At 67.1% G+C, this 23,727-nt stretch carries 21 protein-coding genes and 1 pseudogene; 16 read left to right on the top strand and 6 right to left on the bottom strand.

Annotated elements, in window-relative coordinates; all coding sequences use genetic code 11:
• Positions 1-28: 28 nt before the first annotated feature.
• Entirely contained in the window at positions 29-970 is a 942-nt protein-coding gene (locus O1Q03_RS11350; RefSeq protein WP_269503484.1) for a LysR family transcriptional regulator, read from the bottom strand.
• Positions 971-1,457: 487 nt separating this feature from the next.
• On the opposite strand from O1Q03_RS11350, the gene O1Q03_RS11345 reads away from it, so the two are divergent.
• The 6 genes and pseudogenes from O1Q03_RS11345 to O1Q03_RS11320 form a co-directional block, all read left to right on the top strand.
• Complete coding sequence (locus O1Q03_RS11345; RefSeq protein ID WP_269503483.1) at positions 1,458-2,546, top strand: helix-turn-helix domain-containing protein; 1,089 nt, start codon at positions 1,458-1,460, stop codon at positions 2,544-2,546.
• Positions 2,495-3,811, top strand: a complete 1,317-nt coding sequence (locus O1Q03_RS11340; RefSeq protein WP_269503482.1) for an Nramp family divalent metal transporter — start codon at positions 2,495-2,497, stop codon at positions 3,809-3,811. The genes O1Q03_RS11345 and O1Q03_RS11340 overlap by 52 nt, the downstream gene beginning before the upstream one ends.
• Before the next feature lie 81 nt (positions 3,812-3,892).
• A complete protein-coding gene (locus O1Q03_RS11335) occupies positions 3,893-4,480 on the top strand; it encodes a phosphatase PAP2 family protein (protein ID WP_269503481.1) in 588 nt (195 codons plus the stop codon).
• A gap of 423 nt (positions 4,481-4,903) precedes the next feature.
• The gene (locus O1Q03_RS11330; protein ID WP_269503480.1) at positions 4,904-5,692 is read left to right on the top strand and encodes an SDR family oxidoreductase; all 789 of its coding nucleotides are present in this window, start codon (positions 4,904-4,906) and stop codon (positions 5,690-5,692) included.
• A 34-nt stretch (positions 5,693-5,726) separates the two neighbouring features.
• On the top strand, positions 5,727-6,743 hold the full coding sequence (locus O1Q03_RS11325; protein ID WP_269503479.1) for an NADP-dependent oxidoreductase: 1,017 nt from the start codon (positions 5,727-5,729) through the stop codon (positions 6,741-6,743).
• Between the two features lie 182 nt (positions 6,744-6,925).
• Positions 6,926-7,036: pseudogene (locus O1Q03_RS11320) on the top strand (thioesterase); the annotation flags it as partial.
• Between the two features lie 47 nt (positions 7,037-7,083).
• Here the strand turns inward: O1Q03_RS11320 and O1Q03_RS11315 are convergent.
• From O1Q03_RS11315 to O1Q03_RS11300, 4 genes are all read right to left on the bottom strand, one after another.
• On the bottom strand, positions 7,084-8,136 hold the full coding sequence (locus O1Q03_RS11315; protein ID WP_269503478.1) for an AI-2E family transporter: 1,053 nt from the start codon (positions 8,134-8,136) through the stop codon (positions 7,084-7,086).
• A 229-nt stretch (positions 8,137-8,365) separates the two neighbouring features.
• A complete protein-coding gene (locus O1Q03_RS11310; protein ID WP_269503477.1) occupies positions 8,366-8,950 on the bottom strand; it encodes a BPSL1445 family SYLF domain-containing lipoprotein in 585 nt (194 codons plus the stop codon).
• Positions 8,951-9,013: 63 nt separating this feature from the next.
• Positions 9,014-9,400 (bottom strand): DUF883 family protein, encoded by a 387-nt coding sequence (locus O1Q03_RS11305; protein ID WP_269503476.1) that lies wholly within the window; start codon positions 9,398-9,400, stop codon positions 9,014-9,016.
• A 292-nt stretch (positions 9,401-9,692) separates the two neighbouring features.
• Complete coding sequence (locus O1Q03_RS11300) at positions 9,693-11,540, bottom strand: ExeM/NucH family extracellular endonuclease (protein WP_269503474.1); 1,848 nt, start codon at positions 11,538-11,540, stop codon at positions 9,693-9,695.
• A 216-nt stretch (positions 11,541-11,756) separates the two neighbouring features.
• Here O1Q03_RS11300 and O1Q03_RS11295 point away from each other — a divergent pair, with 216 nt between their 5' ends.
• The 8 genes from O1Q03_RS11295 to O1Q03_RS11260 all read left to right on the top strand — a co-directional run bounded on the left by O1Q03_RS11295 (position 11,757) and on the right by O1Q03_RS11260 (position 18,732).
• Positions 11,757-12,110 (top strand): YciI family protein, encoded by a 354-nt coding sequence (locus tag O1Q03_RS11295; RefSeq protein WP_269503471.1) that lies wholly within the window; start codon positions 11,757-11,759, stop codon positions 12,108-12,110.
• 125 nt (positions 12,111-12,235) lie between these two features.
• Positions 12,236-12,658: a YciI family protein gene (locus O1Q03_RS11290; RefSeq protein WP_269503469.1), complete on the top strand. Its 423-nt coding sequence runs from the start codon at positions 12,236-12,238 to the stop codon at positions 12,656-12,658.
• A 25-nt stretch (positions 12,659-12,683) separates the two neighbouring features.
• On the top strand, positions 12,684-13,085 hold the full coding sequence (locus tag O1Q03_RS11285; RefSeq protein ID WP_269503468.1) for a VOC family protein: 402 nt from the start codon (positions 12,684-12,686) through the stop codon (positions 13,083-13,085).
• Entirely contained in the window at positions 13,082-14,350 is a 1,269-nt protein-coding gene (locus O1Q03_RS11280) for an RNA polymerase sigma factor (protein WP_269503677.1), read from the top strand. The genes O1Q03_RS11285 and O1Q03_RS11280 overlap by 4 nt, the downstream gene beginning before the upstream one ends.
• Before the next feature lie 257 nt (positions 14,351-14,607).
• Positions 14,608-15,030, top strand: coding sequence for a rubrerythrin family protein (locus O1Q03_RS11275; RefSeq protein WP_006757948.1), 423 nt, complete (start codon positions 14,608-14,610; stop codon positions 15,028-15,030).
• A 123-nt stretch (positions 15,031-15,153) separates the two neighbouring features.
• Positions 15,154-16,491, top strand: coding sequence for a heterodisulfide reductase-related iron-sulfur binding cluster (locus O1Q03_RS11270; RefSeq protein ID WP_269503466.1), 1,338 nt, complete (start codon positions 15,154-15,156; stop codon positions 16,489-16,491).
• Between the two features lie 53 nt (positions 16,492-16,544).
• Positions 16,545-17,126: a DUF3501 family protein gene (locus tag O1Q03_RS11265; protein WP_269503465.1), complete on the top strand. Its 582-nt coding sequence runs from the start codon at positions 16,545-16,547 to the stop codon at positions 17,124-17,126.
• A gap of 664 nt (positions 17,127-17,790) precedes the next feature.
• A complete protein-coding gene (locus tag O1Q03_RS11260) occupies positions 17,791-18,732 on the top strand; it encodes a transposase (protein ID WP_269503464.1) in 942 nt (313 codons plus the stop codon).
• Positions 18,733-18,851: 119 nt separating this feature from the next.
• Here the strand turns inward: O1Q03_RS11260 and O1Q03_RS11255 are convergent, their stop codons facing one another.
• Positions 18,852-20,378 carry a mannose-1-phosphate guanylyltransferase/mannose-6-phosphate isomerase gene (locus O1Q03_RS11255; protein ID WP_269503463.1) on the bottom strand — a complete coding sequence of 509 codons (1,527 nt, stop codon included), beginning with the start codon at positions 20,376-20,378 and terminating at the stop codon, positions 18,852-18,854.
• Positions 20,379-20,804: 426 nt separating this feature from the next.
• Here O1Q03_RS11255 and O1Q03_RS11250 point away from each other — a divergent pair, with 426 nt between their 5' ends.
• Both O1Q03_RS11250 and O1Q03_RS11245 read left to right on the top strand, forming a co-directional pair.
• Positions 20,805-22,178 carry an undecaprenyl-phosphate glucose phosphotransferase gene (locus O1Q03_RS11250; protein WP_269503462.1) on the top strand — a complete coding sequence of 458 codons (1,374 nt, stop codon included), beginning with the start codon at positions 20,805-20,807 and terminating at the stop codon, positions 22,176-22,178.
• Positions 22,179-22,285: 107 nt separating this feature from the next.
• Positions 22,286-23,701 (top strand): UDP-glucose dehydrogenase family protein, encoded by a 1,416-nt coding sequence (locus tag O1Q03_RS11245; protein ID WP_269503461.1) that lies wholly within the window; start codon positions 22,286-22,288, stop codon positions 23,699-23,701.
• The last annotated feature ends 26 nt before the right edge of the window (positions 23,702-23,727 follow it).

Here is a 23,727-nt window from a genome sequence, read left to right as displayed (position 1 = left end):
GCGCGACGGCGCGCTCGCGCGAGCCGCGTCATGGGCGTGAGGAGAGCGGCTGGTCCGCGACGCCGGCGCTGCGCCGCACCAGCGTCGCGACGCGTTCTCGCACCCACTGGTGCGCGCGATCGGTGTCGCGCGATTCGTGCCAGTAAGCGAGCAGCGGAAACGGCTTGAGCCGAAGCGGCAACGGCTGCACGGCGATCGGCAGCATCGCCGTCATGCGCGTCGCATACGTGCTCGGCAGCGTGAGCAGCAGGTCGCCCGACGCGGCGATCTGGCATGCGGCGAAATAGTGCTGGCAGACCAGCTTGATCTGACGGAAGCGCCCGTCGTTGCCGAGCAGCACGTCGAGCGACTGCGGCACGCCGAGCGACGACACCGCGATATGCTGCGCGGCGAAATAGTCGCCGCGGCGAAGCGGGCCGCGCATCAGCCGATGATCGTCGCGCATCGCGACGACGAGCGAATCGTCGAGCAGGTGCTCGGTCGCGATGCGCGGGCCGGTCTGCACGCGGCGCTCGACGACGAGGTCGAGATTGCCCGATGCGAGTTCGCGTTCGATGTCGTGCGCCGCGACGCGGCGACTCACGAACCGCAGGCCCGGCGCTTCGTCGGCGAACGCGGCGACGATCTGCGGCAGCGCGATCGATTCGAGCACGTCGCGAATGCCGACCGCGACGCTCAGGTCGAGGGTGGCCGGCTCGAACGCCGACGGGTCGCGCGCGGTGCGTTGCAGGCCGGCAAGATGAAGCTGGACGTCCGCGATGATCGCGCGCGTGCGTTCGGTCGGCACGACGCGGTTGCCTTGACGCACGAACAGCGGATCGTCGAAATGCGCGCGCAGCCGGTTGAGCGCGTGGGTGACGGCCGGCTGCGTCAGATGCAGCGCGCGGGCGGCCGCGCCGATGCCGCCGTGCACGTAGACGGCGTCGAGCACGCGAAACAGGTTCAGGTCGAGACGATGATCGGCGGGCACGGATGCAGTCGAGGAGGGTAGTGCGCCGATTCTAAAGGATGCGCGAACAACGGACTCGCATGCGCGCATTCGCGTGAATCGGCATCGCCCGACCTGCCGTTTCGTACTGCGTTCGTTCACGACGATCGATGCGTTTCGATGCACGTGGACGACGTTCGCCGCGGTACGCGGCATGGGCCGCATTCCGGTGCCGGCGCGCCGCTGCGGCATGCATGCTTCGGCGCGGCCGTGCCGTGCGCCGGCGACAGCCTGTTGTATTCCGCCATCATGCTGTCCCTGTTGGCCATTTCGCGCCAAAGACATCACGCGTTCGGCTAAGATGCCGTCGCTTCATATTTCGAGATAGCCGTCCTGTCGCACGAGGTCAAAGCAAATATAAGCCAGACAGTTCGACGGTATTACAAGAAGTCGAAACAGTCCGGGGGCTTGGCCAGTGGAAGCAGCAGATCAGAGGTGGGTCGTTGTCTATTTGAGTACGGGGTTTTCCTTGGCCCAGGCCGCGCGTCTCGGCGAGGTTTTCAATCTGGCGAATCGCCTGCATGCGTTCAGTGCCGATTACCAGCTGAAGTACGTATCCGAAAGCGGTGGATTGTTGCAGTCGTCGTCCGGCGTGAAGATCGCCGCCGAGGCGCTCGGCGATGAGCACGGCCGCCGCGCATTCGCGTTCTTTCATCTTCACGGCGATCGCGCGGCGGTCAACTGGGACGATGCGCTGCGGCGCCGGCTGACCGACATTCGCCGGCATGCGCGCTGGATCGTCGACGGGATGGATCTGTGCACGCTCGCGGCAGCGCAGCCGCCGCAGGATGCCGGCGCCGCGACGACGGCGCGCGCCCGTCGCGCCGCGGCAACCATCGAACTGCAGGCGGCCGAAGCCGACGTGCTCGACACCGTGCTCGACATGTTCCGCGCCGATCTCGGCGACAGCGCCGCGCAGGAGATCGCCAGCATCCTGCTGCGCCCGGTCGAGCAGCGCTGTCCGCAGTCGATGTGGGCGTTTCGCGAGTTGAGCGCGAGCCCGTCGATCCGGATGTCGGTGCAGCAGCTGCGTGCGCAGAGCGCGAACCGCATCTCGATTGCCGACATCGCGCAGACGGTCGCGATGAGCGAGCGCAATTTCCTGCGGCGCTTCAAGAAGGAAATCGGCGTGACGCCGACCGAGTTCGTGCAGCACGTGCGGCTCGAGCGCGCATGTCACATGCTGATCCACACGACGCTGCCGGCCGACAAGGTCGCGCGGCGCACGGGCTTCGGCAGCGGCGAGCGTCTGGCGAAGCTGTTTCGCCAGCGGCTGCTGATCTCGCCGACCGAGTTTCGCGTCGCCGAACGCGAGCGGCTGCAGGCGTTCGGCGCCGGCGCACCCGAGGGGACGCGCGACGGGACGCCCGACGCGCAGGCCACGCCGCCGCAGCCTGGCCGCGCCGACGGCGAGCGGCCGAGCCGGGGCCCGCGCGCCGATGTGCGCGAGAAGACGGGGCGGATGACCGTAAAATCACCGTGTCGCGATCACGATCCCCGGTTTCCATGCCCTTGCTTCCCACTACCGCCACAGCCCCCTTCTGCCCGTCAGAAGTAAAGGGCAGCATCACGATCGACGCCGGCGCGTCGCGCTGGATGAAGCTCAGGCGATTCTTCGGCCCGGGCCTGCTGGTCGCGATCGGCTACATGGACCCCGGCAACTGGGCGACCGACATCCAGGCCGGCTCGCAATTCGGTTACTCGCTGCTGTGGGTCGTCGCGTTTTCCAGTCTCGCCGCGATCTTCCTGCAGATGCTGGCGGCGCGGCTCGGCCTCGTCGCCGGCAAGGACCTCGCGCAGGCGAGCTACGACCGTTACGGCCGCTTCGGCCGCATCGTGCAATGGGTGACGGCCGAGGTGTCGATCATCGCGTGCGACATCGCCGAAGTGCTCGGCTGCGCGCTGGCGTTCAAGCTGCTGCTGGGCGTGCCGCTCGCGTGGGGCATCGTGCTGACCGCGCTCGACACGGTGATCGTCCTCGGGCTGCAAGGCAAGGGCGTCCGGCAGATCGAGGCGATCGTGCTCGGGCTGATCGCGACGATGGCGTTCTGCTTCGTCGCGCAGGTCGCGATCACGCCGCCCGACTGGCATGCGGTCGCGAAGGGGCTCGTGCCGGGCAATCCGGGCCACGACCGCAAGGATGCGATCGTGCTCGCGCTCGGCATCGTCGGTGCGACGATCATGCCGCACAACCTGTATCTGCATTCGTCGGTCGTGCAGACGCGGCACGTGGTCGGCGGCGCGCGCGGCCTGGTGCGCGATACGCTCGCGCTGGTGCGGATCGATACCTTCGTGTCGTTGTTCGTCGCGATGCTCGTCAATGCGGCGATCCTGATCGTCGCGGGCGCGGCGTTCCATGCGACCGGCCAGCACAACGTGACCGACATCGAACAGGCGTACCGGCTCATCACGCCGATCGCGGGCGGCGCGGCCGCGCTGCTGTTCGGCATCGCGCTGCTGGCGTCGGGGCAAAGCTCGACGCTGACCGGCACGATCGCCGGCCAGGTGATCATGGACGGCTTCCTGCATACGAAGATTCCGTGCTACCAGCGCCGGCTGATCACGCGCGGCCTCGCGCTCGCGCCGGCGCTGATCGGCGTGCTGTGGCTCGGCGACGGCTCGGTCGGGCGGTTGCTGGTGTGGAGCCAGGTGCTGCTGAGCCTGCAGCTGCCGTTCGCGATGTGGCCGCTGATCCGCTCGGTCAGCGATCGCGACACGATGGGCGAGCATGCGATCGGCCGCAAGATGCAGGTGGCCGCGTGGGCGCTGTTCGCCGTCATCACCGGCACGAACCTGCTGCTGATTACGGGTGTCGCGGGCTGATACAGCCTGTCACAGGCTGATACAGGCGCCGGGCGCGCGTGCGTTAAACTGCGGCCTTTCGCTAGTCGTTCGACGTCCGTCATGTGGGGTGAAATCAGCAACATCGGCGATGCCGCGCTGACCTTGCCGGTCGCGCTGACCTGCGCCGTCTGGCTCGCGCTGTGCAACTGGCGGCTCGCGGTGCGCTGGGTCGCGCTGCTCGCGCTCGGGATGAGCGTCGTCGGCGCCACCAAGATTCTCTACGCCGGGTGCGGAATCGCGCTTGCGCAGCTCGATTTCCGCGTGATCAGCGGGCATACGATGCTGTCGACGTCCGTGTGGACCGTCGCGCTCTCGACGCTGTGGCAGGCGTTTCGTCCTGGGAGGCTGCCGGGCGTGGCGGCGGGCCTCGCGGTCGGCGCGGCGACGGCGGTTGCGCGCGTGTTCGATCATTCGCACACGATTCCCGAGGTCATTGCCGGCTGGCTGCTCGGCGCGCTGGTCGCACTGGTGTTCCTGCACGCGTACGACCGCGCGTACAAACGCGCGTTCTCGCCGCGCATCGCGGCCGCGTGCCTGCTGCTCGTGTCCGGCATCGCGTACGGACATCGCGCGCCGTTCCAGCAGATGATCGATACCCATTCTCCGCAACTCTGCGCATTCGTGCGCGCGTCAGGCGACGGATTCTGACGGTGGTGCTGGCGGGGGCGCACATGTCCCGGTGCCGCATGCGGTTCTCGCCGGCGGCTTTGTTCCGATACGTCAGTCCATTCGTTTCGTCGGGGTGCCGGCTGACGCAGGCGCCCGTTTTCGGCGAGCCAATATCCCGATCGCGCCGTACCATTGAAACGGCACGCGCGCGCGCAGGTCATGAGTCGTGCCTATGACCGGGCATTACGAATATTCATTTCATCGATTGGCGGCATTCGCGTACGCTGACGTCCGTTCGATCGGGGCGCGTTGCGACGCGCTGGCGGACCCGTCCGGCACGGCGTGTCGCCGCCGGCTCGCTATACTCGCGCAAACCGCGCGGCCGGCGGACGTTGGCCGGTGTACGGCAACCGCCGTCGCGGCAGCGGTCCGCAACGACGATTCACGATAGGAGCAGGTCACATGACAGTCGTTTCTTCGCGCCTCGCAGGCAAGTGTGCGTACATCACGGGCGCCGCCGGCGGCCTCGGCCGCGCGATCGCGCGCCGGATGGTCGAGCAGGGCGCGCGCGTGTTCCTGACCGACATTGCCGAAGCCGCGGTGCTCGATGCGTTCGCGCAGGAGCTCAACGCCGGGCGCGCGGTGCCGGTCGCATTCGCGGCGACGCAGGACGTGCGCGACGAAGCGCGCTGGCAGGCGCTGCTCATGCAGGCGGTCGACGCGATGGGCGGGCTGTCGGTGCTCGTCAACAACGCCGGCGTCGGGTCGATCGGCTCGCCCGCGCAGATCGAGCTCGACGAGTGGCGGCGCGTGATGGCGATCAACGTCGAGAGCATCGTGCTCGGCTGCAAGCATGCGCTGTCGTATCTGGCCGAGAGCAGTCCCGCTTCGATCGTCAACATCTCGTCGGTGGCCGCGTTCAAGGTCGAACCGGATTTCACCGCCTACAACGCGTCGAAGGCGGCAGTCGCGTCGCTGACGAAGTCGGTCGCGATCGATTGCGCGCGCCGCGAGATCGACGTGCGCTGCAACTCGATTCACCCGGCGTTCATCCGCACGGGGATCGTCGAGCCGCTGTTCCAGTCGCTCGGCGAACGCGATGCGACGCGCAAGCTCGCACGCGGCATTCCGCTGCGCCGGCTCGGCGAGCCGGACGACGTCGCGCATGCGGCCGTGTATCTCGCGTCCGACGAGAGCCGTTTCGTGACGGCCGCCGAACTGGTGATCGACGGCGGCATGTGCGCGGTCTGACGCGCGGCGACAACAACAACCGGAGGAGAACATCGTGTCGACACTCGTGAACCGCCAACTGCTGCTGAAGACGCGCCCGGAAGGGCGCGTCGGCCGCGAACATTTTTCGCTGGTCGAGACGCCGGTGCCGGCGCTCGCCGACGGCGACGTGCTCGTGCGCGTGCTGTATCTGTCGATGGACCCGACCAACCGCGTGTGGATGAGCGACGTGCCGCAATACCTGCCGCCCGTCGCGATCGGCGAGGTGATGCGCGCGCTCGGCATCGGGCGCGTGGTCGCGTCGCGCAATGCGGGTTTCGCGGAAGGCGATCTCGTGCAGGGGCTCGTCGGCTGGCAGGACTACGCGGTCGTACCGGCCGACCAGGCCGCGCAGCTCGTGAAGTTGCCCGCGCAGTCGGGGCTGCCGCTGCCGACGCTGCTCGGCGCATGCGGGATGAGCGGCCTGACCGCGTACTACGGGCTCACCGACATCGCGCCGGTGCAGCCGGGCGAGACGCTCGTGGTGTCGGCGGCGGCCGGCTCGGTCGGCTCGATCGCCGGCCAGATCGGCAAGATCCACGGCGCGCGCGTGGTCGGTATCGCGGGCGGAGCGGACAAGTGCCGCTACCTGACCGAGACGCTCGGCTTCGACGCGGCCGTCGACTACAAGGCCGACGATTTCCGTCAGCAACTCAAGGCGGCGACGCCGGACGGCGTGCACGTGAACTTCGAGAACGTCGGCGGCGAAGTGATGCGCGCGGTGCTGTCGCGAATGGTGATCGGCGGCCGCGTCGCGCTGTGCGGGGTGATCTCGAACTACAACAGCGGCCGCGCGGCGGACGACGTCGGCGTGCTGATCTCGAAGCGGATCACGATGCGCGGCTTCCTGATCCTCGACTATCGCAAGAGCCGCGAAGCGGTGCAGACGCTCGCGGGCTGGCTGCGCGACGGCCGGCTCAAGGCCGAGGAAACGGTTGCCGACGGGCTCGAAAACGCGCCCGACGTGCTGAACCGCCTGTTCGACGGCGACCATCGCGGCAAGCTCGTGCTGCGTGTCGATCCGGACGCGTAACGGCCGTGCAACTGCGGTCGCATCGGGCCGCGAGGCCGTGTCGACGAACGCTGGGTTTGATCGGCTCCGCAGCAGTTCAGGACTTAATCCATATATGGCCGGGGCCGCTCTCGCTGCGTGATTGCCGGCGCCGGCAAACAGGCGGTGTCACCGACGCGTCGCGCCGCCTGTTTTTCCGGTGACGCGTTCATCGCGCCGGCCCGTATGGCGGCGCGATGAAGATGGCGACGGCGGCGGCGGATGAAGCAACGGGCGCCGTGGCGCCCGTCGTGATCCGCATTCGTTCTCCGTGACCGCCGATTTCCGAGAGGTGTGCGAATCGCGCGCGGTCGCACGCGCGTCATTCGGCCTGTTCGGAGCGCGCGTAGATGTCCCAGCTCGCCATGAACAGCGCGGCGACGAGCGGCCCGATCACGAAGCCGTTGATCCCGAACAGCGCCATCCCGCCGAGCGTCGAGATCAGCACGACCCAGTCGGGCATCTTCGTGTCCTTGCCGACGAGGATCGGGCGCAGCAGGTTGTCGACGAGGCCGATCACGCCGACGCAGAACGCGACGAGGATCACGCACTTCCAGATCGCGCCGATCGCGAGGAAGTAGAGCGCGGCGGGCACCCACACGATGCTCGCGCCGATCGCCGGCAGCAGCGACAGGAACGCCATCAGCGCGCCCCACAGCACGACGCCCTCGATCCCGAGGATCCAGAAGATCAGCCCGCCGAGCGCGCCTTGCACGAGCGCGACCGCGATGTTGCCCTTGACGGTTGCGCGCACAACCGTCGTGAATTTCGCGAGCAGCAGGATCTTGTGCTCTTCGTCGAGCGGGATCGCGCGGCGCACGCGCCGGCCGATCTCGCCGCCGTCGCGCACCAGGAAGAACACCATGTACAGCATCACGCCGAAGCTGACGACGAACTGGAACGTGTTCTGTCCGATGCTGAGCGCCTGCGCGGCCGCGAACTGGCTGATCTGCGCGGCGCCGTCGGTCAGCTTTTTCTGGATGCCGGCGATGTTGGTCAGCCCGTATTTCTGCAGCAGGTGCTGGATCGACGTCGGCAGCGCATGGATGATGTCGTGGACGTACTGCGAATAGTTCGGCGGGGCGTCCTTGAGCTCCTGATACACGTACGCGATTTCCTGCACGAGCGTGGCCGCGACGAATACGAGCGGCAGGATCACGATCAGGATGATCAGCGACAGCGTGACGAGCGCGGCGAGATTGCGCCGCTTGCCCAAGCGCGCGGCGAGCCAGCGCTGCACCGGCTGGAACAGGATCGCGAGAATGGTGCCCCAGAAGACGGCGCCGGAGAACGGTGCGAGGATCCAGCACAGTCCGACGGTGACCGCGAACAGCAGGAAATAGAAGAATTTTTGGTGGTCGTGTCCGCTATCCATGGATGGTTCGCGCAGATTGATGCCTGATTTGATTGAATGTCGTTGCCCCGGGCGCGATCGCGTCGCGAATCACGGCGTTCGCGGCGAAGCGCGCGGGGCGGCCCGATCGAAGTATGCCCGCAAAGGTGTCGCCATCATACCCGGCGCGCGCGGCACACATGAAAACGCCGCGGCCGAAGCCGCGGCGTTGTTGAAGGGACAGCCGGTGCGGCGGCGCCGCGCCGGATCGTCAGATATGAAGCCGGGTGACCTTGGTGCCGCTCACGGACAGGTCGCCCATCAGGCCCGCGTTGGTCAGCACCAGCACCTGGACCGGTGCGGTGACCGTGTTGGAGTCGACTGCGCCGTTCGCGCCCATCTTCACGACCGCGACCGAAGCGTCGGCGCCGGCCGACCAGCCGTCGGACTTGCGGAACGAGTCGAGCGCATCCTGCGTCATGAACAGGAACACGACGGCCTTCGACTGCGCGCCTGCCTGCAGGCCGACCGATAGCGACGACGTGTTGTAGTAGCCGACGGTGCTGCCGCCGACGCGCAGTGCGCCGTTGCCCGACTGGCCGCCGATGATGAAGCCGGCCTGCAGCACGTTCGGGAACACGAGCACGCCGCGCGATTTCGCGACGAGCTCACGCGAGCCCGGCACCGTCGAATAGAGGCGCGATAGCGTCGCGTTCACGCTGGCATCGATCGACTCGCGTTTCGACGCGCTGGCGGATGCATTGTCGGGTTTGTTGGGCGTGGTGGTGCAGCCGGCAAGTGCGAGACTGGCGAGCATGACGGCGGCGGCGGCTTTCAGGGCGAGGGACTTCTGCATGGCGATTCTCCTTCGTTGTCGGGTTGACGACGGATGGGGCGTGCGGCGAGTGCGCGGCCCTGTTCAACGGCGGGAAAGGAGCAGGCCGGCGACGAACGCGAGGCCCGCGACGACGCCCGCGGTCTGCCACGGGTTGTCATGCACCGCTTGCGACACGCGTTCGGCCGAATCACGCAGCCGGGCGGCCGCGGTGCCGGACGCGTAGTCGAGCGCGCCGCGCGCTTCGTCGAGGCGCGCTTGCACGCGCTTGCGCAGTGCGGCGATATCGCCGTCGCCATCGTTCTTCAGCAGGTCTTCGAGTTCATCGACCAGTCCGCGCAGTTCGTCGGACACGTCCGCTTGCAAGTCCTGGGCCGCCGAGCGCGTCCTGCGTCCCACGCGCCGGCCGGTGCGACGGATCTCGGTCAGGCCGCGGTCCAGCTTGTGTTCGATCGAGTCGGTGAGCGCCATGATGTTTATCCTCCTTCGATTTGATTTACAGGCCAATTTGAAGATAAGACAACTCCCAGCAACCGTTGTGATTCAAATCGCCCAAATGAGTTTCGAGATAAATTTTCAATTCTTCGGCGGGATGCCGCGAAAGCCCCGCCGCACGGGGCCGCGCAGCGGTTGAAAAAAATTCGCGATTCCGGCGAAGCGGCATTGCGTTGCATTTGCACGAAGTGAAAGTACGGTAAATATGGCGTCGCCTGGGTGCTCAGGTAAATAGTGCCATTGCACGCGTCGCCTTGATGCAATTGCACTAATGGCCGTTTTCCCGAGGAGCAGGGTTCGTGCCCGCAGCGGTTCGCGCGCCGCCTTCCGCCAGTGCGAGGTCGATGACGATCGGATCGTGGTCCGACGAGCGATATGGATCGGCCGCGTAATACGCGGCCCGTTGCGCCGGCGTTTTGTAATCGGGCACGGATTGCAGTGCAATCGGTTCATCGGCATTGATGTGCCAGGCATGCACGGCCTTCACGCGCGCGGCGAGCGGCGCGGTCGCGAGCGCGTGGTCGAGGCTGCCGGCTTCGCCGCGGAATACGTAGGTGTACCCCGCATTGCCGACAAAGCGGGCGACGAGGTTCGCGTAGCCGCGCGACTCGAGCGCGCGCAGCGGATCTTCCTTCGCGTAGCTGTTCAGGTCGCCGATCAGCAGGACGCCGTCGGTTGCGACGCCGGTCGGCGAGGTGGCGAGCCAGTCGGCGACGCGTGCGGCGGCGCGTGTGCGTGTCGCGTTCCAGCAGCCCTGGCCGTCCTGCTGGTCGCGATCCGCGCCGGTCGCGTGCGGACAATTCTTCGACTTCAGGTGGTTGACCGCCACGGTGAACGCACGGGTTCCGCCGATGCGCCGGAACGTCTGCGCGAGCGGCGGCCGGCCGCGGCCATCGATCGCGACGGTGGCGGCGCGCCCGACGGGTTCGATCGTCCGGCTGTCGTACAGCAACGCGACCGCGATCGCGTCGCGACCGAGCCGCGCGGTGCCGGGGTCGACCGCGCGCCAGCCGTCGCCGAGCCGGGCCGCGAGCCGCTGCACGGCGCTCGTGGGGCCGTATCCGTTGTTCGCGATTTCCATCAGGCCGATCACGTCGGCGCGCAACGCGCGCAATGCGGCGACGATCTTCGCTTCCTGGCGCGCGAATGCGGCGGGCGTCTTCGCGCCGCGATTGGCCCGATCGCCGAACCCGCCGCCGCTGCCGTCGCCGTTGAAATAGTTAAAAACGTTGAACGACGCGACGCGCACGTCGGCCCGCGCATGCCGCGCCGGCGCATCGGCCCGCGGATTCGACGCGGCATCGAAGACCGGAGCCGACGCCGGCACCGGTTGCAGCCGCCACGACCCGTAGCGCTTCTCGAGCACGCCTTCGACTCCGCGCACCGTATAGCCCGCGCGCAGCGTATTGGCGGCGCTCAGCGCGGGCGGCGGATAGCGCACGGTAGCCGGTGTCACGCGACTCGAACCGTCGTCGAGCACGATGCGGTTGCGCGCATTCGCCGCCGCCTGCGCCGCGGCTTCGGCCGGCGGGACCACGTGGGTCGGAATCCGCAGACGGCCGTTGCTGAGCACGATGCTGCCGTAGCGGCCGAGTTCGTAGGTGTCGCTGACCGTCAGCGTTTGCGCGAACCTCACCCGCATGCCTTCGTGCGCGTCAAACACCGCGAGCGTGTCGACCGGCAGCGCGAGCGTTGCCGGGGTGACCGTCTGCCCGCGCGCGCAGACGGCCACGTGGCCCGACAGCGCGAGCTGCGTGCGGCCGTATTTCTGTTCGACGCTGCCGGTCAGATGCACGAGATCGCCGGGGTGCGCCCGCGCGTTCGGTGCGTACACGAACAGGCCTTCGGGGACGCCCGGCCGCTGCCGCCGCTGTGCGTCGGCCTGCTGGACGAAGAATCCGCCGAAGCCGCCGGGGCCGCCGAATACGGCGGTGACGACCGCTTCGATCGACGTGGTTCGTCCGGCGACCGGCGACAGGCCGCTGCGGTGCCGGATGTCGGCGATCGCCGACGTTGCGCCGCCGCAGCCGGCGCTGACCGGCAACGCGGCGGTGGCGGGCAAGGCGGAACAGGCGAGTGATGCGGCGAGCGCGAACGACGGCAGCAGGCGTGACATGAGGCGGTCCACAAGAAGAAAATTCGAAGGTTCGGGACAGCATGTTGACGGCAAAATTGCGTGCTGCGGTCGAAATGGCCGTTCGGCCAGTGCCGGATGGCCAACGATGCCCGCGGCGCCGGTCGAGGCTGTTACGCTCTGCACCTGACCTGCCGTCGCGCATCGTTTTCGCTGCATTCCGAACGCTTCCGCGCGCGGCCTCACCAGGAGAGCTTCATGGCCTACATGCTGTTGATTGTCGAACCGACCGGCCAGCGCGCCGAACGCACGCTGGAAGACGGACAGGCGCTGTATGCGCGGATGGTCGATTTTGCCGAGACGCTGAAGGCACGCGGCGTGCTGCGCGGCGTCGAGTCGCTGGAGCGTTCCGAGCGCGCGACCCGCGTGCAGGTCCGCGACGGCGAGACGCGCGTCGTCGACGGCCCGTTTGCCGAAGCGAAGGAGATGGTCGGCGGCTTCTTCCTCGTCGATGTCGATACGCGCGACGAGGCGATCGAGATCGCGCGCCAGTGCCCGGCCGCGCAATGGTGCACGGTCGAGGTACGCGCGCTCGGCCCGTGTTTCCTTTGAATGCAGCGACTCGGTGTTTACCCTGATTCGTCGTGCGGCACGTCGATCCGGGTATGCGCCGTCCGTCGTCCGGATGAGGCGCCGATGAACGGTTGCCCCCTTCCACCGACGACAAGGAGTGCACGATGCGATTCATGATCATGATCCGGGCGAACGCCGTCAGCGAATCCGACGTATTGCCGGACGATCGGCTCGTCGAGGCCATGACGGTCTATCACGAGGAGCTCGCCAACGCCGGCGTGCTGCTCGATGCGAACGGCCTGCGGCCGAGTTCGCAGGGCTGGCGTGTCCGTTATACGGGCGGCAAGGGCAAGGTGATCGACGGACCATTCGCCGAAACGAAGGAACTGATCGCCGGCTATACGCTGATCCAGGTGCGTTCGCGAGACGAGGCGCTCGAATGGACGCGGCGCTTCCCGGCGCCATTCGGCGCGGAGATGGATTGCGAGATCGAAGTGCGTCCGCTGTTCGAGCTGGACGACCTGACGCCGAGCGATGCGGTCGAGCGGTTCCGGGAACTCAACGTCGGGCGCGGCCACGCCGTCTGACACCACCATTGCCGGAGCGACCGTCATGCACCGAACGATCTTCGTCAGCCTGCCCGTGGCCGACCTGCCGCGCGCGCGAGCATTCTATGTCGCGCTCGGCTTCGACGTCGTGCCGGCCTACACCACCGTGCAGGCCGTCTGCGTCAGCATCAGCGACGCGATCTTTGCGATGCTGCTCGAGCGGCCGCTGTTCCAGACCTTCACCGGCAAGACGGTCGTCGATCCGGCGACGCACGTGCAGGTGCTGCCGTGCCTGTCGTGCGACAGCCGCGCGGAGGTCGATGCGGTCGTTGCGAAGGCGCGCGCGGCCGGCGGCACCGTGCCGCGCGCGCCGCAAACCGATCCGGGCATGTACACCCACGAGTTTGCGGATCCGGACGGCCACGAGTGGGGGCTGTGCGCGGCCGCACAGGGGCCGGCGTCGTGACGCGCGAGGCGACCCATCGTGCGATCGAAGCCGTCTGGCGAATCGAGGCGCCGAAGATCATCGCGCGCGCCGCGCGCGTGGTGCGCGACGTCGGCGTGGCCGAGGAGCTGGCGCAGGACACGCTCGTCGCGGCGCTCGAGCACTGGCCTGTCGACGGCGTGCCCGACAACCCGGCCGCGTGGCTGATGACGGCCGTGAAGCGCCGCGCGCTCGACCGGGTCCGGCAGGAGTCGCTGCATGCGGCGAAGCGCGACCAGCTCGGCCATGAAATGGACGCGCTCGAAGCGCACGTCGTCCCCGACATCGCGGATGCGCTGGCCGATGCGCGCGACGACGACATCGGCGACGATCTGTTGCGGCTGATCTTCACGTCGTGCCATCCGGTGCTGTCGACCGACGCGCGCGTCGCGCTGACGCTGCGGCTGCTCGGCGGGCTGACCACGGGCGAGATCGCGCGCGCGTTCCTGTCGCCCGAGCCGACGATCGCGCAGCGCATCGTGCGCGCGAAGCGCACGCTCGCGGCGGCGCGCGTGCCGTTCGAAGTGCCGTCCGTCGACGCGCGGCCCGCACGGCTCGCGTCGGTGCTCGAAGTGATCTATCTGATATTCAACGAAGGCCATGCGGCGACCGCGGGCGACGACTGGACCCGCCCGGCGCTGTGCGACGAGGCGCTGCGCCTCGGCCGCGTGCTGGCCGCGCTTGCGCCGGACGAAAGCGAAGTGCTCGGGCTCGTCGCGCTGATGGAACTGCAGGCGTCGCGCATGCATGCGCGCACCGATGCGCAGGGGCGGCCGGTGCTGCTGCTCGACCAGGACCGCAGCCGCTGGGATCCGCTGCTGATCCGGCGCGGCCTCGCGGCACTCGAGCAGGCGACGAAGCTCGGCGGCGTGCGCGGGCCGTATGCGCTGCAGGCCGCGCTCGCGGCCTGCCATGCGCGTGCGCGGCGCGCGTCGGACACCGACTGGGCGCAGATCGTCGCGCTGTACGACGCGCTCGCCGAAGTCGCGCCTTCGCCGGTCGTCGAACTCAATCGCGCGGTGGCGGTAGGGATGGCGTTCGGGCCGGCCGCGGCGCTCGAACTCGTCGACGCGCTGCGCGACGATCCCGCGCTCGCGCGCTATCACTGGTTGCCGAGCGTGCGCGGCGACCTGCTCGCGAAGCTCGGCCGCGCGGACGAGGCGAAGGTCGAATTCCGGCGCGCGGCGGAATTGACCCGGAACGAGCGCGAAAGGGAATTACTGCTCAGGCGCGCGATGGATGCGTGACGCGGGATGGGGTCTAACCGCCCAGCCACCCGCCAACCCGCCCACCGCGCCATTCCAGCCCACGCCACCCATATCGTCCCCGCATCCCCTCCAGGCCCCCCGCTATCGCCCGCATTGAAAAAGCCTATTGGGGGATGCGAACGCGAACGCCTAGATTAAAGAGCACGATGCGTGCGCGCTCCGCAAGCGCATCGTTCCCCACATACATCATCGGCCCGGCTTCGCACGCGGCCGCGCCGACTCGAACGGAGGCGCAAATGGCTCAACTCAAGGGCAGCAAGACCGAAGAGAATCTGAAGGCCGCATTCGCGGGCGAGTCGCAGGCGAACCGGCGCTATCTGTATTTCGCTTCGAAGGCCGACGTCGAAGGCCAGAACGATGTCGCCGCGCTGTTCCGCTCCACCGCCGAAGGCGAAACGGGCCATGCGCATGGCCACCTCGAATACCTGGAAGCCGTCGGCGATCCGGCCACCGGTCTGCCGTTCGGCTCGTCGCGGCTGAATCTCGAATCGGCGATCGCCGGCGAGACGCACGAATACACCGACATGTATCCGGGCATGGCGAAGGCCGCGCGCGAGGAAGGCTTCGACGAAATCGCGAACTGGTTCGAAACGCTCGCGAAAGCCGAGCGCAGCCACGCGAACCGCTATACGAAGGCGCTGGACGCGCTCGTCGACTGACGCGGGCCCACGCAAGGCCGCACGGCCCGCCGCGGTACGTCGCGCGGCCGGCCGTGCGTTGATCGCCGTCCGCAGCGCGCGGGCGGCGCGTCGGCGCGCATGCGCGCCATGCTGGAGCGCCCCATGCCCCACAAGGAAGGCAGCCTCGAAGCCCCGACCCGGCATCCGCTCGACTGGCAGTCCGACACGTTCTACGACCAGGCCGCGATCGATGCGGAAATGACGCGCGTGTTCGACATCTGCGCCGGGTGCCGGCGCTGCGTGTCGCTGTGCGGCGCATTTCCGACGCTGTTCGATCTCGTCGACGACACGCCGACGGGCGACGTCGACGAAGTGTCGAAGGACGCATTCGGCAAGGTCGTCGACCAATGCTACCTGTGCGACCTCTGCTACATGACGAAGTGTCCGTACGTGCCGCCGCACGCATGGAACGTCGACTTCCCGCACCTGATGCTGCGCGCGAAAGCCGCACGCTACCGGCGCGGCGAAGCGACGCTCGCCGACAAGGTGCTGTCGAATACCGACGCGCTCGGCCAGCTCGCGGGCATTCCGGTCGTCACGCAGACGGTGAACGCGGTGAATCGCACACCGCTCGCGCGCCACGCACTCGAAGCGACGCTCGGCGTCGATCGCGACGCCTGGCTGCCCGAGTTCGCGCCGCGCAAGTTCCGGCGCGCGGCGAAGCGCTCGGACGGGCCGCCGGTGCGCGACGGCGAGCGCACGCCCGGCAAGGTCGCGATCTATGCGACGTGCTATGTGAACTTCAACGAGCCGGGCATCGGTCACGATCTGCTCGCGATCCTCGCGCACAACGAGATTCCGTACGAGCTCGTCACGCGCGAGGCGTGCTGCGGGATGCCGCTGCTCGAGCAGGGCAACCTCGCGGGCGTTGCCGCGAAGAAGGCCGTGAATATTCCGGTGCTGGAGCGCTATGCGCGCGAAGGCTATGCGCTGATCGGCGCGATCCCGAGCTGCGTGCTGATGTACAAGAGCGAGCTGCCGCTGATGTTCCCCGGCGACGAAGCCGTGCGCGCGGTGGCCGAAGCATTCTGGGATCCGTTCGAATACGTGATCGCGCGGCACCGCGACGGGCTGTTGAAGACCGATTTCAAGACCGGCCTCGGCACCGTGTCATACCACGTGCCGTGTCACGCGCGCGTGCAGAACATCGGCCGCAAGACGGCCGACACGCTGTCGCTCGTGCCCGATACGCGCGTGAACGTCGTCGAGCGCTGTTCGGGCCATGCGGGCACGTTCGGCGTGAAGAAGGCATTCCATGCGGACGCGCTGCGCATCGGCGCGCCCGTGTTCAAGGCGATGGCCGAGCCGAAACCGGATTTCGTGTCGTCCGACTGCGCGCTCGCCGGCCATCACATCGAGCAGGGCATCGACGAGCACGGGCTGCCGGCCGCGCCGCTCGCGCATCCGCTGACGCTGCTGCGCCGCGCGTACGGCATCTGAATCGACCGCTCCGTAACGGCATCGACGACATCGACGACACTCGAGGACATCCCATGACGCTGACCCGCGACTCGCTGCTGACGCTCGAAGCGTACGCGAAGATCCGCAAGGCCGAACACGCGCGGCTCGTCGCGTACAAGCGCCGCCGCGCGGTGTCGCTCGGCAACCATCTGCGCTTGCTGTTCGAGGACGAGACCACGATCCGCTATCAGATCCAGGAGATGCTGCACATCGAGAAGATCTTCGACGAAGCAGGCATCGACGGCGAACTGGAAGCGTATCTGCCGCTCGTGCCGGATGGCACCAACCTGAAGGCGACGCTGCAGATCGAATACGAGCACGAGGCCGAACGGCGCGCGGCGCTCGCGCGGCTGATCGGCGTCGAGGATCGCGTGTACCTGCACGTCGACGGTCATCCGGATATCTATGCGATCGCCGACGAGGATCTCGATCGCGAGAACGCGGAGAAGACGTCGGCCGTTCACTTCGTGCGCTTCGAATTGAGCGAACCCGTGCGCGCGGCGCTCAAGGACGGCGCGGCGCTGTCGATCGGCTGCGACCATCCGGCCTATACGTTGCCTCCGCAACGTATCGATGCGGACGTGCGCGCATCGCTCGTCGGCGATCTGCGTTGATTCGGGGCCGCCTGATCGCGCTTGCTCGCCGCGGTCGCGCAGGTTGTAACAAACCTTTCCGGATTTACATTCGCGGAAATATGTCTATTGCCTGACGCAGCGCTTTCATTACCCGCAGGGAAACATTAAAAAGATTGTGCGCGGAGATAATTAAATTGGGCGGTATTTGAACGATTTACCGATCCATGAATATCTTGTTACGTTTTTTTCCCTGATTTACCGATTTCGGAACGCAATTCGGGCGCAGGCTGCTGCAGAGGGTCGGACCAGCCGCTGAAGCCCGCTGCAAGGGCTCGCGCCATCCCCCGCAAAGCCCCGTCTGACGGGGCTTTCCCACCTCTGGCATAACCATCGCGTAAAAAAATTCATGCGCAAATGGATTGCGCATCCATGCGAGGTTGTTTCAGTGAGTAACATTAAGTCATTGTCATATTGAGATAAACCCTGACGATGGTATGCTTCGTGCACAAAAATTCCCACATTGGAGTGAGACCGTGATTCGTGCGCCATTGCCGGGAATGGCGGCACCGTGAAAGTGCGGTGCCGCACCGGCAAGCACGACAATCGGATAAACATAATGTGCAACCGGGGCGCCCCGTGACGCGATGCGTGACGACGGCGCCGGCAATCGCAGCCCCGGCCTGGCTGCGTGGAGAAATCTACTATGTTCTTCGATGAGCTTACCGATGAAGAGTGGTTTCGTCTTTCGGCGCTGATCGCCGATGAACCCATCCGGCTGAACCGTCGAGGCCGTCCACGAGCCGAACCGCGCGTCGTCGCGAATGCGGTGCTCTGGATCCTGACGACGGGCGAAGCCTGGTCCAAACTGCCCGGGCGCTATCCGTCCGGGCCGACGTGCCGCCGCCGCTACGAAGAGTGGCTCGCGAACGGCACGCTGCTGCAGATGATCGACGTGCTGACCCAGTTCAGCGGGCGTACGTTCGCGTACGTTCCGCCGCCGCCCGTGCCGTCCGCGCCGGCGTGCCGTGCGGAGCCCGCGCCCGACAACGACCGGCTGCGCGGCGTGTTCTGGCAGAACCCCGAGTCGTGGCAACTGCCGGTCGCGCAGGCGGGTGCGTGGGACGGCGAAGGCGCGTCGGTCGCCGCGATGTCGAGCGACGACACCGCTGCGTCGTCCGGTGCGTCGTTCTCGGTGCCGGGCGCGGCGCCCGCCGGGCTGCGCCACGCGCGTCCGAGCGCGGCGAGCTTCAGCGCGGCCGAACCGCAGGTCGACGAATATCGCGGCTATACGATCTGCGGCCTGGCGCAGCCGGTGCAGAACCTGATGTATCGCGCGTGGGCCGAGATCATGCAGGACGACCGGCGCGTCGAACGCTCGGGCCTGATCGGGCCGCGCTTCACCGATGCCGACGAAGCGGAGCAATACGCGCTCGACTGGGCCCGTCAGTGGATCGATCGGCATGGTGCGAGCGACGAGCCGGCGCGCACGCCGCAAAGCGAGGTGCTGGCCGGTTTGTCCGTGCTGGCGCGGGCGGAGTCGGACATCAAGCGCTTCATCGCCGAGCGTCGCGGGGGTGCGCTGACCGAGAGCCGCAACGATCCCGTACAGTCGGATCGCGGCGAGTATGCGTACCGCGTAGGTTGATCGTCCTCCGAACGAAAGCGCGCGGGCCGCGATGCCCGCGCGATTCCCTGCTTGTCTTCCCGTTTCTCCGTCATGCCGGGCGCGCCGTCGATGCGGCGTGCCCGGCATGCGTTGCTGCGTCATCCGCGGCCGTAGGTATCGTCGAAGCGGACGATATCGTCCTCGCCGAGATACGCGCCCGACTGCACCTCGATCAGTTCGAGCGGCATCTTGCCCGGGTTCTCGAGACGGTGCGACACGCCGAGCGGGATGTACGTCGATTCATTCTCCGATAGCAGGAAGGTCTCTTCGCCACGCGTGATGCGCGCGGTGCCGCGCACGACGATCCAGTGTTCGGCGCGGTGGTGGTGCATCTGCAGCGACAGGCGCGCGCCCGGCTTCACGACGATGCGTTTCACCTGGAAGCGTTCGCCCGTGTCGACCGAATCGTAGTGGCCCCACGGGCGATGCACCTTGCGGTGATCGGTGGCTTCCACGCCGTGCACGGCCTTGATGCGGCCGACGATCTTCTTCACGTCCTGCACGCGGGACTTGTCGGCGACGAGCACGGCGTCCGGCGTTTCGACGACGACGAGGTTCTGCGTGCCGACGCACGCGACGAGCCGGCTTTCCGAGTGCGCGAAAGTCGACTCGGCGCTTTCGAACAGCACGTTGCCGCGGCCGACGTTTTCGGCGTCATCCTTCGGCAGGATTTGCCAGATCGCGTCCCACGAACCGACGTCCGACCAGCCGGCATCGAGCGGCACGACGACGCTTTCGCACAGCTGCGGCTGGCTCGCGAGCGGCTCCATCACCGCGTAGTCGATCGAGTTCGACGGCGATGCGGCGAAGGCGTCGCGATCGACGCGGAAGAAGTCGCCGTCCTGCTTGCCCTGCGCGATGGCGCGCTCGCACGCTGCGTAGATGTCGGGTTCGAGCTGACGAATCGCGTTCAGCCAGACCGATGCGCGCACGATGAAGATCCCGCTGTTCCACCAGTATTCGCCGGATGCGACGTACTGCTGAGCGAGTTCGAGATGCGGTTTTTCGACGAAGCGATCCAGGCGCCGCACGTCGAGGTCGCCGGTCGCGGCGTCGCGCAGCGGCGCGCCGACGCGGATGTAGCCGTAGCCCGTTTCCGCGCGGGCCGGCACGATGCCCATCGTCGCGATCCTGCCCTGGGCCGCGCAGTGCACGCCGGCCGCGACGGCCGCATGAAAGCGCGGCAGGTCGGCCACTGCGTGGTCGGCCGGCATCACGGTCATCACGGCGTCGCCGCCGGTCGCGACGATCCGCAGCGCGGCGAGCGTCAGGGCGGGCGCGGTGTCGCGGCCGAGCGGCTCGAGCATGATCGACGCAGGCTTGCCGGCGACGCGCAGCTGTTCCGCGGTCGTGAAGCGGTGATCCTCGCCGCACACGATCAGCACGTCGTCGTTCAGCGGGTGGCCGGTCTCGAGATCGTCGAGGCGCAGCGCGGTGGATTGCAGCAGCGAATGATCGCCGAGCAGGCCGATCAGCTGTTTCGGATAGTGTTCGCGCGACATCGGCCACAGGCGCGTGCCCGAACCGCCGGCAAGGATCACCGGCTGCACCGCGACGCGCGTACCGGCGTCGCTTGCGGCGGAAGAAGAATGGCGCGTATCGGCTACCACGGCCGGAGCATTCATGATGGCACTCTCCACGATTTGAAGTCAGGCCTGTTTGTAGCATGAAGTAAATCGACAATAAAACCGAGGTTGCTGCACGATATTCGCCGGATATCCATCCGGGAAACTTTTCCGCGATGACATCGGCTGCAAATAAAAAAATAAAAAATAATTCGGGCGAGGGCCCGGGAGCGCTTGCCTGCAAAGGCTTCGCGCAATCCGTAATGATTTCGAAAAAATCGGCACGCGCGCGCGATTCGGGAAAACCTGCCGAATTAATTCAACACTATCGCGGCAAGAATTTCCGATTATTTTTCGAAATACTTGTGCGCTTGAGAGTGGATTTTCTTACCGCTTCAATAGCGTCATGCAACGTTTGAATCGAAGGTGCGGCACGGGCTGCACGAGGAGCTGTTCGGCAAACGCCTGTTCAAAGAGGAAGCGGACATGTTGAGCGTGCTGGCGAGAGTCATCGATATCGCGATGGTCGTGACGGGGGCGGTGATCGCCGCCGCGCTGCACGACGGCAGCGTCTGGTTCAACGATCTGCAGCGCACGATGGTGCTGTTCGACTGCCTGCTGGTGGTCGTGTTCTTTCCGGCGATCGGCATCTATCAGTCGTGGCGCGGCAAGCGCCTCATCGGGCTGGTGGGGCGCGTTGCGTTCGCGTGGCTGATGGTCGAGCTCGCGGGCATCCTGATGAGCTTCAGTTTTCACCAGTCGGGCGAGCTGTCGCGGCTGTGGCTCGGCTACTGGGCGCTCGTGACGATGGTGCTGCTCGCCGGCTCCAAGGCGTGCGTGCACGTCGTGCTGCGTCAGCTGCGGCGCGGCGGCTACAACCTGAAGGCGGTGGCGATCGTCGGCGGTACGCCGGCGGCGCGGCGGCTGATCGCGCAGATGCGGGCGCGCCCGGAAGCGGGCTTCAACCCGGTATGCGTCTACGACGAAAGCGAGGCGCCGGGCGAAGTCGCGCTCGACGACGTGCGCATCGAGCGGCAGTTCGAATCGCTGGTGTGGCTGGTGCGCAGCCGCGCGATCAGCGAGCTGTGGCTCACGCTGCCGATCACGGAAGAGCGCCGGATTCACCAGATCGTGACGGTGTTCCGCCACGACTTCGTGAACATCCGCTTCATTCCGGACGTGCGCAGCCTGTCTTTCTTCAACCAGGAAGTGGTGGAGCTGCTCGGCGTGCCGGCGATCAACCTGGCGGCGTCGCCGATCACCGACGTGCGGATCCTGCCGAAGTTCGTGTTCGACCGGCTGTTCGCGCTGGCGGCGCTGACGGCGCTCGCGCCGGTGATGCTGCTGATCGCGGCGCTGATCAAGCTGACGTCGCGTGGGCCGGTGTTCTTTCGGCAGAAGCGCAAGGGCATCGACGGGCACGAGTTCGAGATCTACAAGTTTCGCTCGATGAAGGTGCATCAGGAAGTGGCCGGGCAAGTCACGCAGGCGACCCGGAACGACTCGCGCGTGACGCCGGTCGGCCGGTTCCTGCGACGCACGAGCCTCGACGAGCTGCCGCAGTTCATCAACGTGCTGAAGGGCGAGATGTCGGTCGTCGGCCCGCGGCCTCATGCGCTCGCGCACGACGACATCTACAAGGATCTGGTCAAGGGCTACATGTTCCGCTACCGGATCAAGCCGGGCATCACCGGATGGGCGCAGATCAACGGCTTTCGCGGCGAGACCGACCAGATCGAGAAGATGATGGGCCGCGTGAAGCTCGACCTGTACTACATGCAGAACTGGTCGTTCTGGCTCGACATCAAGATCGTCGTGCTGACGCTGTGGAAGGGCTTCACCGGCAGCAACGCTTACTGAGTCGAGCGCCTGGGCCCGTCGCTGCGCCGCGAGGACGCGCGACGGATATTCGCCCGGGATTCCGGATTTACGAATTTCGAATCATTGGTCAAGAGGTCCGACACATCATGAATCTGACTATCATCGGCAGCGGTTACGTAGGTCTCGTCACCGGCGCCTGTCTCGCCGACATCGGGCACGACGTGTTCTGTCTCGACGTCGATCAGGTAAAGATCGATATCCTGAACAACGGCGGCGTGCCGATCCATGAGCCGGGCCTCAAGGAAGTCATCGCGCGCAATCGCGCGGCGGGCCGCCTGCGCTTCTCGACCGATGTCGAGGCCGCGGTCGCGCACGGCGACGTGCAGTTCATCGCGGTCGGCACGCCGCCCGACGAGGACGGCTCGGCCGACCTGCAGTACGTGCTCGCGGCGGCGCGCAACATCGGCCGCCACATGAAGGGCTTCAAGGTGATCGTCGACAAATCCACGGTGCCGGTCGGCACGGCCGAGCGCGTGCGCGCGGCGGTCGCCGACGAGCTCGCGAAGCGCGGCGACGACGACCAGATGTTCTCCGTCGTGTCGAACCCGGAATTCCTGAAGGAAGGCGCGGCGGTCGACGATTTCACGCGGCCGGACCGCATCGTGATCGGCTGCGACGACGACGTGCCGGGCGAGCGCGCGCGCGAGCTGATGAAGAAGCTGTACGCGCCGTTCAACCGCAACCACGAACGCACGCTGTACATGGACGTGCGCTCGGCCGAATTCACGAAATACGCGGCCAACGCGATGCTCGCGACGCGCATCTCGTTCATGAACGAACTCGCGAATCTCGCCGACCGCTTCGGCGCCGACATCGAGGCCGTGCGCCGCGGGATCGGCTCGGATCCGCGGATCGGCTATCACTTCCTGTATGCAGGCTGCGGCTACGGCGGCTCGTGCTTCCCGAAGGACGTCGAGGCGCTGATCCGCACCGCCGACGAGCACGGCCAGGCGCTGCAGATCCTGCAGGCCGTGTCGGCCGTCAATGCGAACCAGAAGCGCGTGCTGGCCGACAAGATCGTCGCGCGCTTCGGCGCCGACCTGACGGGCCGCACGTTCGGCATCTGGGGCCTTGCGTTCAAGCCGAACACCGACGACATGCGCGAAGCGCCGAGCCGCGAGCTGATCGCCGAACTGCTGTCGCGCGGCGCGCGTATCGCCGCATACGACCCGGTCGCGCAGCAGGAAGCGCGCCGCGTGCTCGCGCTCGATCTCGCCGATCACCCGGGCTGGCTCGAGCGCCTCTCGTTCGTCGACGACGAGGCGCAGGCCGCGCACGATGCCGACGCGCTCGTGATCGTCACCGAATGGAAGGCATTCAAGAGCCCCGATTTCGTCGCGCTCGGCCGGCAGTGGAAGTCGCCGGTGATCTTCGACGGCCGCAACCTGTACGAGCCGGAGACGATGACCGAGCAGGGCATCGAATACCACCCGATCGGCCGCCCCGGCTCGCGCCAGGCCGTCGCCGCCCGCGTGCCGGGCGCCGTGCGCGCGAACGCGTAACCGGCGCGTCACCGTCACCCGTCACC

The sequence above is a fragment of the Burkholderia sp. IMCC1007 genome, assembly GCF_027257875.1.
Lineage (GTDB): Bacteria > Pseudomonadota > Gammaproteobacteria > Burkholderiales > Burkholderiaceae > Burkholderia.
The sequence above is the reverse complement of the archived record's forward strand: the minus strand, read 5'-3'. Positions and strand labels throughout refer to the sequence as shown.